Consider the following 11,433-nt stretch of genomic DNA (forward strand, 5'->3'; position numbering starts at 1 on the left):
CCCCTGTTTTGTTTTGCTTCGTTGAATTCATGAATGAAGGCGGCCGAGGACGATGGCGTCCTCGGAATCCCAGGCGAGCGGTACGGCGTCGCCAAGGGCGACGGGTTTGGTGAAGAAGTCGGAATCGTCGATGATAACGGTGAAATCGTCGATGCCGCCGCCGGTGACCGACAGCTTCACCGTGGCGCCGCGATATTCGATGTTGGAGACGATGCCGGTGAAGCCGAGGCCGGGAGAGGGTGCTTCGCCGATGCGCACATGGTCGGTGCGGATGGCAATGTCGATCGGCGTGCCCACCTCTTGGCCCGCCTCCCGGCCTTGCCCGCGGGCGGCGAGCGAGGCGCCACCATTGACGTCGAAGACGACCATGCCGTCGCGCGCGCCGGTGACCCGGCCGGAGATGACATTGTGGTCGCCCATGAAGCGCGCGACGAAGGCGGTGGCCGGCCTTTCGAACACATCTCGCGGCGGCGCCGCCTGTTCGATGCGGCCGTCATTCATCACCACGATCAGGTCCGCCAAGGCCATGGCCTCTTCCTGGCTGTGGGTGACGTGGACGAAAGTGATGCCAAGCGAGGTCTGCAATTTCTTCAGCTCGGCGCGCATGCGTATCTTCAGGAACGGGTCGAGTGCCGACAGCGGCTCGTCGAGCAGCAGCGCCTCGGGATCGGTGATCAGAGCGCGGGCGAGTGCAACACGCTGCTGCTGGCCGCCGGAAAGCTGCGCCGGCCTGCGCGTCGCATAGGCCTCCATCTGCATCAGCTTGAGCATATCGAGCGCCTTGGCACGGCGCTGCTCCTTGTCGACGCCCTTCATCTTCAGGCTGAAGGCGACATTGTCGACAAGGTCGAGATGCGGAAACAGCGCATAGGACTGGAACATCATCGCCGTGCCACGCTTTGCCGGCGGCAGGTCGGTGACGACAAAGTTGCCGAGGCGGACATCGCCCGACGAAATGCTTTCGTGGCCGGCGATCATGCGCAGCGTCGAGGTCTTGCCGCAGCCGGAGGGGCCAAGCAGGCAGCAATAAGTGCCTGCCGGTATTTTCAGGCTGATGGCTTCGACAGCAGTCGTCGTTCCGTACACTTTCGAAACGGAGACGATGTCGATCTCGGCGGCTTTGGACATTCAGGCTTCCCCGTTTGGTCGCATTAACCAATGCATTATGCGTGCCAATCGGCGAGATTCGGCCAAGCGTTTGAATCATCAGCAAAATCGGGATTCGTGCCCACTGCCTAGCCGGTGGGCTATCTTGTGCATTGCACAAATTGTGGGCGATTGTGCGCGATCCGCGCAAGAATCGTATGCAATCTTTTTTCGCTTGGTGTCCACTTTGCCTCTCGTACGCAAGCGACCAGTTGCGCTAGAAGAGGCTGGGAACCATCATCGCCATGGACATTGCCGATCAGATCCATTCCGCCGACAGCGCCAACCAGGATCGCGCCCAGGCGATCCGCGACAATCTGCGGGACGCCATCGTTGACCGTCGGCTGACGCCCGGCACCAAGCTGTCGGAAGGCGAGGTCGGCACGCTGTTCGACGTCTCGCGCACCGTCGCGCGCGCGGCGCTGCAGATGCTGTCCTTCGAGGGGCTGGTGCGTACCGAGCGCAACCGTGGCGCCTTCGTCGCCAACCCTTCGCCTGAGGAAGCGCGCCAGGTGTTCGCATCGCGCCGGCTGATCGAGCCGGGCATAGCCATTGCCGCCTGCGGGCGGGTCACAGCCACCGATATCGCTACGTTCCGAGCGCAGCTCGACGAGGAAGGCCGCTTCATCGCCGAGCGCGGCCCAACCGCCCGGCGCTCCGAAATCAAGGCGTCGGGCGATTTCCATCTGATGCTCGCCTCCGTCGCCGGCAATGCCATCCTGCAGCGCTTCATGGAGGAGCTGGTGGCGCGTTCGTCGCTGGTGATCGCCCTTTACGGACGATCCGGCGTGTCGGCCTGCGGACACAGTGAGCACACGGAAATGGTCGGCGCGCTGGAAAGCGGCGATTGCGGGTTGGTGAGCCGGCTGATGCTGCACCATATCGACCACATCGAGGCGGATCTCGACCTGCGGGTCAGGGCCGGCCCGGCGCTCCGCGAAGCGCTGAATTTCTGAACGCTAGTTTTCGTCGTCCGTGGGAGCGGGCGCTGCCTGTCCGGCGGCCTTGCGGCGCAGCATCTTGGTCAGTTTCCAGACCGTCGGGTTGTTCTTGATGAAGGCTTTCGCCCGTGCGCCCTGCCGCAGCGCCGACGCCAGGGCGCGTCCCTTCAGCGTCAGGGGCGCCAGCACCTCGAAATGCTGGGTCTCGATATCGCACCAGAGCCGCTTGTAGGGCTCGTCGCCGACCGAGAAATCATAGACATCGAAGCCTGTTTGGCAGGCTTCCTCGATGATGTCGAAGAAAAGGAAATCGCCGGGGCTGGTGTGGCCGAGATCGTCCTCGGCGATGGCGCCGAATTCGCAGATCAGGCGTTTGCCCGAGCGGCTCGAGCCGGTGATTGCACGCAGCTTGCCGGCCACTTCGAGCCCATGCAGCACAAAGGCCGGTTTCTCCTCGGCCAGCGCGCCGGCGAAGAGGGCACGGAAGAAAGCCCGCACCTCCGGCTCGCCGAAGACATTGGCGATGCCCATCTTGGCGAAGCGGAACTCCTTCATCTCGAAGAAAGCGTCGAGCAGCCGGTTCACGTCTTCGGGTGTCTGCGCCTCGATGCGGCGATGAACGCCGACCGCCTCGAATTTTCGTGTCTGCGAACGGTGCTTCTTGCGCTTGCGCTTGCCGCCCACACGCGACAGCAGCGCATCGAAACCACCGTCGAGATTGACGGCGAGCGACAGGTTTGGGCTCGGAAAGTTGGAGAACGCCACCAGCGGATTGGCAACGCCATCGAGGTCGGGCAGAAGCCTTTCCAAGGCAACGAGATCGATGTCGGGACGCGCCTTGCCGATCGCCGTCACCAGCCTGCGGATCCCCCCAGCATCTGCCTTTGCCAGCCATGCCGGATCGGCGGCGGCGAAATTGCCGTTGGCATGGCGCCCGCCCATGAAGCGGGCGACGCGGAATGGACCAGTTCGCGTGATTTCCAGTGCCAGTGCAAAGACCGGCCTGTCCTCGATTGTCAGCGTGGCAATGACGGCATCGGGATTAGCCTGCGCCGTCCAGGCACGAACCCAGTCCGCGCTTTGCGCCGGCGCAAACAGCGCCGAACGGCAGAATTCGCCGTAAGAGGCGAGCGCGGCAGCATCTGCGATCGACACCGACAGACTGGTCTGGTCGGCAGCCGGCGTGCGCGCAGACGCCTTGCTTGCGGCGAGCCGATTGCCGTCAAATGACGCGGTGGCGTCAACCATACCTCAATCCTTAAGGCGTATTCGTCGCGATCAGGAGTTCGCGTCGGCGCGTTCCGTGCTTGGATCGAGCCTAGGCGCAAAAGGTGAATGAATGATCGACGGTGGTGAGGCAGTTCGGAAACTGGCGCTTAATATCGCCCGCTTTACCGGCCTTGCACCGCTGGCCAAGCCGTTTGTCGGCGGCATTGGCGCCATCCTCATGTTGCATCGGGTCACCGCCACGCCGGAGAAGCCGGACGGCGTTAACCGCCACCTCAACATCGCCCCGCGATTCCTCGACGCTCTCGTCGCCGACATGAAGGCGAGGGGCTATGCCTTCGTCACCCTCGACGAGGCGATCGAGCGCATCAAGGCCGGCGGCAAGGACGGCCAGTTCGCCACCATCACCGCCGACGACGCCTATCGCGACAACATGACCGAAGCGCTGCCAGTGCTCGAAAAGCACGACGCGCCGATCACCATCTATGTCGCGCCGGGTCTGATCGACGGCAGCGCCGATTTATGGTGGGACGTGGTCGAGGATATCGTCAACGCGCGGGAGCGTTTGACGCTGGCGACGCCGAAGGGGCCGGTGACCATAGACTGCTCGACCCACGGCAAGAAACTCCACGCCAATGCGCGTCTGCATGCCTATCTGACGCTCGAGGTGCGCGAGGAGGATCAGCGCGCCGTGCTGCGCGATCTGGCGCACTCGAACGGCATCGACCTCGATGGCTTGCGCCCAAGCACGCTGATGACCTGGGACGACATCCGCGCCGTGGCCGGGCACAGGCTGGTGACGATCGGCGCGCATACGGTCAACCACCGCAATCTGAAGCGGCTCGACGAAGGCGATGCGCGCCATGAGATCGTCGACGTCAGGCGCCAACTGCAGGCGCAGCTCGGTGAAGGCCCCCGTCATCTCGCTTACCCCTATGGTTACGCCAGCGCTGTCGGCTGCCGCGAAGTGGGCTTTGCCCGCGACGCCGGCTACGCCTCGGCGGTGACCACTCGCCACGGCGTGCTGCACGCCGAGCACGCCGGCTTCCTGCACGCGCTGCCGCGCATTTCGATCAACGGCCGCTACCAGAGCGTCGCCCATATCCGCACCATGTTGTCGGGCTTAACGACGCCGCTGGCCAATGCCGGCAAAATGGTGGTCACCATCTAACCTGGGGCGGGCTCTTCAGCCTTTCGGCGGCGGCTCCAGGATCAGCCATTTGATGATGCCCATCGCAGGCAGCACCCAGAACAGGCCGCTGAACAGGAAGAACAGGAAGTGCACCAGCGGGCTGGATTGCGACAGCTGCGCGACCGCTATGATCGACGCGACCAGCGCATAGATGATGACCAGCGCCACCAGCAGGAAAGTTCCGATCAGCTTTTTCAGGCGGATGGGCATGAGCGTTCTCGTTGATCGCCTCCGCTTAGGCCCAACCGCGCGCCTGTGCAACCCGGGAGATGCGGCGCGACGGCGTGCCGCGCCGTCCGGTCTTGTCAGCCGGGTTGCGATGGTTCACCAATCCGCCACGTCAACCTGCCGGGACCAACCATGGCCGCCATATCAGCCGCCGCGCCTTACATTGACCGCGATCGCGACTTGAAAAATCGGGCGCTGGTGCGCGGCTGGCTGTATGTCGTGCTTCTGGTGCTGTTTGCGCTGGTGCTGGTCGGCGGCGCCACCAGGCTCACCAATTCCGGCCTGTCGATCACCGAGTGGAAGCCGATCCACGGTGTGATACCGCCGCTCAATGACGCGGAGTGGCAGGAGGAATTCCAGCTTTATCAAAAGATTCCGCAATATGCCGAGCTCAACAAGGGCATGAGCCTGGACGCCTTCAAATCGATCTTCTGGTGGGAATGGGCGCACCGCATCCTGGCGCGCAGTGTCGGCCTGGTCTTCGGCCTGCCGTTGCTGGTCTTGTGGGCGACGCGCCGCATCGAGCGCGGCCTTGGGCCAAAGCTGGTCGGTATTCTGCTGCTTGGTGGCCTGCAAGGCGCCATCGGCTGGTGGATGGTGGCCTCCGGCCTGGTCGACCGCGTCTCCGTCAGCCAGTACCGGCTGGCGACGCATTTGACGCTTGCCGCCCTGATCTTCACTGCCACCATGGTGGTCGCGCGCGGGCTGGCGCCGCATTCGGAGCCTGCCGCCGGCCGGTCGACGCAAAGACTGGCCGGTTTCATCGTGCTGCTGGCGCTGGTCCAGATCTATCTCGGCGGGCTGGTCGCAGGGCTCGACGCCGGCCTGAGCTACAACACCTGGCCGCTGATGGACGGCAAGATCATCCCCGGCGAGCTGCTGCTGCTCGAACCGGCCTGGCGCAATTTCTTCGAGAACCCGAAGACGGTGCAGTTCGTCCACCGGCTCGGCGCCTATACGGTCTTTGCCATCGCGCTCTGGCATATGATAGCGACGCGCCGGCGGCTGCCGGGCACGACACACGCACGCCGCGCAACGCTGCTGTTTCTGCTGGTGCTGGTGCAGGCCTCGATCGGCATCGGCACGCTGCTGATGCAGGTGCCGCTGCACATGGCGCTGACCCATCAGGCCTTCGCGCTGGTCCTGCTGGGATTTGCCGCCGCCCACTGGCGCGGCAACAAGGGCGCCTATCCACTGCCAACGCGGCCGCCCATGAACGCAGGTACATCGTCTACGGTGTCTTGGCCGTCGCAATAATCTATTTCGCGAACGAACTGCCTCGCTACGTCTAAAGCGCGAGGCTGCGCCGGTCAGAAGCTGAGCCGCACCTTTCGGATCACTCCCGCAACCGACAGCTCGCGGTTCTCGTCGACCGCATTCTCGTCCTCATGATGCCATGCGGCCGACAGGCAGCCATAGGCGATGGCATGGTCGAGAATGGCAGCCGGCGTCTGGCCGAGTGTCCTGGCGAAGATCTCAGCCATATGCGCGATGCGCTCGGGATCGAGGCAGAGGTCGTCGCGCCCCAGTGGGTTGTAGAACAGATTGGCGGCGTCGAAGCCGGGATCGCCGAGCACGCCCTTCGGGTCGATCGCCAGCCAGCCGCGCGCACCGTGCAAAATGTTGTCGTGATGCAGGTCGCCATGCAGCGGCTTGACCGCATGCGGGGCATCGAGCAGCCGGTCCGCGATTTCGGCGGCCTCGATATAGAGGCTGTGCTCTCCGGCGTCGCGATCGGCTCCGGCCTTTTTGAACAGGCTGGCAAACCGTGTCCGCAGCGGCTGCAGGTCCGGCGGGGCAGGGTGTCTTGAGGGCGAGAACAGTCTCCCCATCAACTCGGCCGCGATTGCGGTCGCGGCGTTGTCGCCTTCTTTGGCCAGAACGTCGGAAAGCAGGGTGTCGCCGGCATATTCGAGCAGCATGCGGTGGCCGTCCCGGCCAAGCAGCCGCACCGCGCCTTCGCCGCGCCGCCATGCGAGATAGTGCTCGCCGCGCAACTCGTCCTCGACATCGTCGAATGGTTTGAGCGCCTTGACGATGGCCGGCGAGCCGTCCTCACGCCGCACCTTCCAGATGCGGCTCGAAAACGTCTCCGCAATGAGCTCGGGCGCGCTGATCTTCCAGCGCTTTGGAAATGCAGGCGCGTCCATTCAGAGCGTGATGCCGAAAAGTGTTAAGCGGTTTTCGGGCAACATGCTCTCTCCAACTGAATTAAAGGCCGAGCATCAGATCCATGTTCTGAACGGCAGCACCCGAGGCGCCCTTTCCGAGATTGTCATAGACCGCAATCAGCAGCGCCTGCGCCCTGTCGTCATTGGCAAAGACATAGACCTTCATGCGGTTGGTGCCGTTATAGACCTCGGGATTGATCTCGGGCAGGCGCTCCACGTGCTCGTAAGGAGCTACCTCGACCACGCCGCCCTTGATGGCGGCAAAATGGTCGGCGATTGCCGCGTGCAGTTCGGCGCCGGCCGGCACATGGTCGAGCCCGCCGAGCTGCAGCGGCACCACTGTGATCATGCCTTGGGCGAAATTGCCGACCGCCGGCTGCATGATCGGATCGTGCGACAGCTTCGCATAGGTGCGCAGCTCCGGCACATGCTTGTGCTGCAGGGTCAGCCCATAGACCTGGAATTCAGAGGCATCCTCGCCCTTGGCGACATAGTCCTCGATCATCGGCCGGCCGCCGCCCGAATAGCCCGAAATGCCATTGACGGTGATCGGGAAATCCGCCGGCAGCAGGCCGGCGGCGACCAGCGGCCGCAGTGTCGCGATCGGTCCTTGCGGCCAGCAGCCGGGATTGGCGACGCGTTTTGCATTGGCGATGATCTTGGCCTGGCCCTTTTCCATCTCGGCAAAGCCATATTCCCAGCCCTCGGCTACGCGATGCGCCGTGGAGGCGTCGATCACCTTGGTGGTGTCGTTGGCAATCAGCGATACGCTTTCCTTGGCAGCCGCATCCGGCAGGCACAGGATGGCGACATCGGCTGCATTGAGGAACTCGGCGCGCGCCGCCGTTTCCTTGCGGCGCTCGGCCGGGATCGAGATGATCTCGAGGTCGCCGCGCTCGGCCAGCAGCGCCCGGATCTGCAGGCCGGTGGTGCCGTGTTCGCCATCGATGAAGATTTTCGGTTTCATGTGCCCGTCAATTCCCTGCTAATTCAGGCCTATATGCCCTGGCCATGGTTTGCCGCGCCATGGTTGCCGCTGTTCAGCTCTTCCGCCCGCGCTTTTCGCTCGGCCACCAGGCCGAGATAGTGCATGGCCACCATCGAGCCGGCGATCGCCGTTATATCGGCGTGATCATAGGCCGGCGCAACCTCGACGACGTCGGCGCCGACAATATCGACTTGGCCGAGCTGGCGCAGCGTCGACAGGATTTTCGCCGAGGACGGTCCGCCGGCAACCGGCGTGCCGGTGCCGGGCGCAAAGGCCGGGTCGAGGCAGTCGATGTCGAAGGTGAGATAGGTCTTCCTGCCGCCGGTGCGGTCGACGATCGCATAGGCGATGTCGGAAGCCCGCATCTCCTCGATCTCGTGACCGTAAAGGATCTTGATGCCGAACGTATCGGGGGCATGCGTGCGGATGCCGATCTGGATCGAACGATCAGGATCGATGATGCCCTCATTGACGGCGCGCCCGACGAACGAACCGTGGTCGATGCGCTTGCCATCGTCAGGCCAGGTGTCCTGATGCGCGTCGAACTGCACCAGCGCCAGCGGCCCATGGATGGCGGCATGCGCCTTGAGCAGCGGCCAGGTGACGAAATGGTCGCCGCCGAGCGACAACAGGAAGGCACCCGATTTCAGGATCTTCGCCGCCTCGCGCTCGATCGTGCCTGGTGTCTTCTGGTGATTGCCCGAATCGAGCAGGCAATCGCCATAGTCGATGACGGCGAGATGCTCGAACAGGTCGCGCGAGAACGGATATTGCGGGTCGTTGTCGAGGATCGCCGAGGCGCGGCGGATCGCCTGCGGCCCGAAGCGCGCGCCCGGCCGGTTGGTGACGGCGGCATCGAACGGAATGCCCCACACGACGGCGTCCGCGCCCTTTGCATCCTTGGTGTATTTGCGCCGCATGAACGACAGCGCGCCGGCATAGGTCGGCTCGAAGGAAGGCCCCGTCTTGGAGCGGGCGGTGAACGCGTTGTCGATGGTCTGGTTCGCCATTACGGGTCCTTCTTTGTTCATCGGGCTGCCACAACTACAGAACCGGCACGCAAGATGCCAGTCACAGCTTGGCGAAGGACTTGTATCGCCAAGGTGCAAGGCCCGGCGGCTTCCTCTCCGGCGGCTGCGGCGATGAACTGGCGGTGCAGGCCGGCATGCCGGCCGAGACCACGGTTTCTGGGCCGAACGCGGCGCCACCATCATCCAGACCGACGAACCGAAGGCTGCCATTGGCTGGCTGGGGGCCAACGGGTTTAGGGTGCCTTATGTGGATGAGGCGAAGCCGGCCGAGCCGCGAATACGGCGAGTATCAATTAGAAATCGTACGTCGGCGCCATCACCCCACCCGGCGCTGCGCGCCGACCTCCCCATCGAGGGGAGGTAGGGCGTTGGCGCTTTAGATTCCGACAGTCGTAGCGATTGCGAGGCATGCAAGGCTGCCGCGACCTCCTACCTCCCCTCGATGGGGAGGTCGCGCCGAAGGCGCGGGTGGGGTGACAGCGCCGCCCGCAAAATCTTCACGCCGCTTTCGCCACCCCATCCAATTCCCTTAGCACATCGGCCGACAGCTCCAGTTCCGCCGCCGCCAGGTTCTCTCTCAAATGCCCGATCGACGACGTCCCCGGGATCAGCAGGATGTTCGGCGAGCGGCGCAGCAGCCAGGCGAGCGCAACCTGCAAGGGTGTGGCGCCGAGCCGCGCGGCCACATCCGACAAGGTCGACGACTGCAGCGGGCTGAAACCGCCGAGCGGGAAGAACGGCGTGTAGGCGATACCGGCGCGCGCCAGTTCATCGATCAACCCGTCGTCGTCGCGATGCGCCAGATTGTACTGGTTCTGCACGCAGACGATCTCGGCGATCCCACGGCCTTCCTCGACCTGCGCTGGGGTGACGTTGCTCAGGCCGATATGGCGCACCAGACCCTTGCGCTGCAGTTCGGCAAGCGCGGTCAACTGCGGCTCGATCGAGCCCTCGGCGGGACCCATCACCCCGAACATGATGCGCAGATTGACGACATCCAGCACCTCAAGACCGAGATTCCTGAGATTGTCGTGCACGGCCTGCTCAAGTTCCTTGGCGGAATAGGCAGGCAGCCATGAGCCGTCGCTGCCGCGCCGCGCCCCGATCTTTGTGACGATGACGAGGTCTTGCGGATAGGGCGCCAGCGCTTCGCGGATCAGCTGGTTGGTGACATGCGGGCCATAATAGTCGCTGGTGTCGATGTGGTTGACCCCGGAGGCCACCGCTTCGCGCAGCACTGCAATGGCCGCGTCATGATTCTTCGGCGGACCGAAAACGTGCGGGCCGGCAAGTTGCATGGCGCCGTAGCCGAGCCGTTTCACGGTGTGGCTGCCGAGGGTGAATGTGCCGGATTTTTGGATGGTGGACATGGTCGGTCTCCTTTGAGGAGGCGAAGATAGACGCTGCTCAACCTCGGGATAATAAGGTACAATCCGTACAGCTTGTGCGGAATGGCGAACAATGATGGACCTTGGCGACCTGAACGCTTTCGTGACGGTGGCGCGTGCCGGCGGCTTTCGCGAAGGGGCTCGCGCCGGCGGCGGCAGCGCGTCGGGCCTGAGCGAAGCGGTGCGCCGCCTGGAGACGCAGCTCGGCGTCAGGCTGTTCAACCGCACGACACGCAGCGTCGTTCCGACCGACGCAGGTCTCAGCCTGCTCGGACGGCTTGGCCCGGCGCTGTCGGAGGTGGAGGCGGCCCTCGACGTGGTCAATGGCTTTCGCGACAGGCCGGCTGGTTCGCTGCGCCTCAACGTCCCGGTCAGCGCCGCGCGGCTGATATTGCCCGACATCGTTCCGGGCTTCCTCGCCGCCTATCCCGGCATTCGGCTGGAGGTCATCGCCGATGAGAACTTCGTCGACGTGCTGGCGGCGGGCTGCGACGCCGGCATCCGCTATGACGAGCGACTGGAGCAGGACATGATCGCGGTGCCGATCGGACCGCGCGTCCAGCGCTTCGCCACTGGCGCCAGCCCCGCCTATCTCGAGCGCCATGGGCAGCCGCAGCACCCGAGCGACCTGCTTGGCCATGCTTGTCTGCGCGGTCGTTTTGCCAGCGGTGCGATGCTGCCGTGGGAATTCGAGCGCGACGGCGAGGTGGTGCGTGTCGACACGACGGGGCCGTTGATCGTGCGGATCGGCGGGGCGAGCGATCTTGCCGTCCATGCGGCCATTGCCGGCAGCGGCATCGTCGCTCTCTTCGAGGGCTGGCTTCGCCCTCACTTCGAAAGCGGCGCCCTGGAGCCCGTGCTCGAACCGTGGTGGCAGAGTTTTCCCGGACCATTTCTGTACTATCCCGGACGGCGTCTGGTTCCAGCGCCGCTACGGGCGTTTATCGATTACATCAAGGCCGGCAAGTTCTGAGACTTGAACCGAGGCCGGCGCCATCACCCCACCCGGCGCTTCGCGCCGACCTCCCCACAAGGGCATAGGCGCTAAGATAGGTATTGCCTTGCGGAATCGGGTGTGATTCTACACTGCGATGACACACGAATCGCTTGTTGATGACGGC

11 protein-coding genes and 1 pseudogene are annotated in these 11,433 nt (G+C 64.2%); 5 read left to right on the top strand and 7 right to left on the bottom strand.

Features of this window, described 5'->3' with window-relative positions:
• Positions 1-27 precede the first annotated feature (27 nt).
• Positions 28-1,128 (bottom strand): ABC transporter ATP-binding protein, encoded by a 1,101-nt coding sequence (locus X757_RS139925; protein WP_023727540.1) that lies wholly within the window; start codon positions 1,126-1,128, stop codon positions 28-30.
• Between the two features lie 263 nt (positions 1,129-1,391).
• Between X757_RS139925 and X757_RS139920 the strand changes: the two genes are divergently transcribed.
• A complete protein-coding gene (locus X757_RS139920) occupies positions 1,392-2,102 on the top strand; it encodes a GntR family transcriptional regulator (protein WP_023727541.1) in 711 nt (236 codons plus the stop codon).
• Between the two features lie 3 nt (positions 2,103-2,105).
• Here X757_RS139920 and X757_RS139915 read toward each other — a convergent pair whose 3' ends face one another.
• On the bottom strand, positions 2,106-3,335 hold the full coding sequence (locus X757_RS139915) for a GNAT family N-acetyltransferase (RefSeq protein WP_023669399.1): 1,230 nt from the start codon (positions 3,333-3,335) through the stop codon (positions 2,106-2,108).
• A 91-nt stretch (positions 3,336-3,426) separates the two neighbouring features.
• Between X757_RS139915 and X757_RS139910 the strand changes: the two genes are divergently transcribed.
• A complete protein-coding gene (locus tag X757_RS139910) occupies positions 3,427-4,485 on the top strand; it encodes a polysaccharide deacetylase family protein (RefSeq protein WP_023727542.1) in 1,059 nt (352 codons plus the stop codon).
• Between the two features lie 15 nt (positions 4,486-4,500).
• Here the strand turns inward: X757_RS139910 and X757_RS139905 are convergent, their stop codons facing one another.
• Entirely contained in the window at positions 4,501-4,716 is a 216-nt protein-coding gene (locus X757_RS139905; protein ID WP_023669401.1) for a DUF2842 domain-containing protein, read from the bottom strand.
• Between the two features lie 150 nt (positions 4,717-4,866).
• Between X757_RS139905 and X757_RS139900 the strand changes: the two genes are divergently transcribed.
• On the top strand, positions 4,867-5,991 hold the full coding sequence (locus X757_RS139900; RefSeq protein WP_023669402.1) for a COX15/CtaA family protein: 1,125 nt from the start codon (positions 4,867-4,869) through the stop codon (positions 5,989-5,991).
• A gap of 53 nt (positions 5,992-6,044) precedes the next feature.
• On the opposite strand, the gene X757_RS139895 is transcribed toward X757_RS139900, so the two are convergent.
• The 3 genes from X757_RS139895 to speB all read right to left on the bottom strand — a co-directional run bounded on the left by X757_RS139895 (position 6,045) and on the right by speB (position 8,903).
• Entirely contained in the window at positions 6,045-6,884 is an 840-nt protein-coding gene (locus X757_RS139895) for an aminoglycoside phosphotransferase family protein (RefSeq protein ID WP_023669403.1), read from the bottom strand.
• Positions 6,885-6,945: 61 nt separating this feature from the next.
• Positions 6,946-7,872, bottom strand: a complete 927-nt coding sequence (gene argC / locus X757_RS139890; RefSeq protein WP_023669404.1) for an N-acetyl-gamma-glutamyl-phosphate reductase — start codon at positions 7,870-7,872, stop codon at positions 6,946-6,948.
• Between the two features lie 29 nt (positions 7,873-7,901).
• The gene (speB, locus tag X757_RS139885; RefSeq protein WP_023669405.1) at positions 7,902-8,903 is read right to left on the bottom strand and encodes an agmatinase; all 1,002 of its coding nucleotides are present in this window, start codon (positions 8,901-8,903) and stop codon (positions 7,902-7,904) included.
• Positions 8,904-9,001: 98 nt separating this feature from the next.
• Here speB and X757_RS1000000169175 point away from each other — a divergent pair.
• A pseudogene (locus tag X757_RS1000000169175) lies at positions 9,002-9,221 on the top strand (glycerophosphodiester phosphodiesterase); the annotation flags it as partial.
• Between the two features lie 200 nt (positions 9,222-9,421).
• On the opposite strand, the gene X757_RS139880 reads toward X757_RS1000000169175, so the two are convergent.
• Entirely contained in the window at positions 9,422-10,294 is an 873-nt protein-coding gene (locus X757_RS139880; protein WP_023689475.1) for an aldo/keto reductase family oxidoreductase, read from the bottom strand.
• Between the two features lie 91 nt (positions 10,295-10,385).
• On the opposite strand from X757_RS139880, the gene X757_RS139875 reads away from it, so the two are divergent.
• Positions 10,386-11,285 carry a LysR family transcriptional regulator gene (locus tag X757_RS139875; protein ID WP_023727543.1) on the top strand — a complete coding sequence of 300 codons (900 nt, stop codon included), beginning with the start codon at positions 10,386-10,388 and terminating at the stop codon, positions 11,283-11,285.
• The last annotated feature ends 148 nt before the right edge of the window (positions 11,286-11,433 follow it).

The sequence above is a fragment of the Mesorhizobium sp. LSHC412B00 genome (assembly GCF_000503035.1).
In the GTDB taxonomy this organism is placed as follows: Bacteria; Pseudomonadota; Alphaproteobacteria; order Rhizobiales; family Rhizobiaceae; genus Mesorhizobium.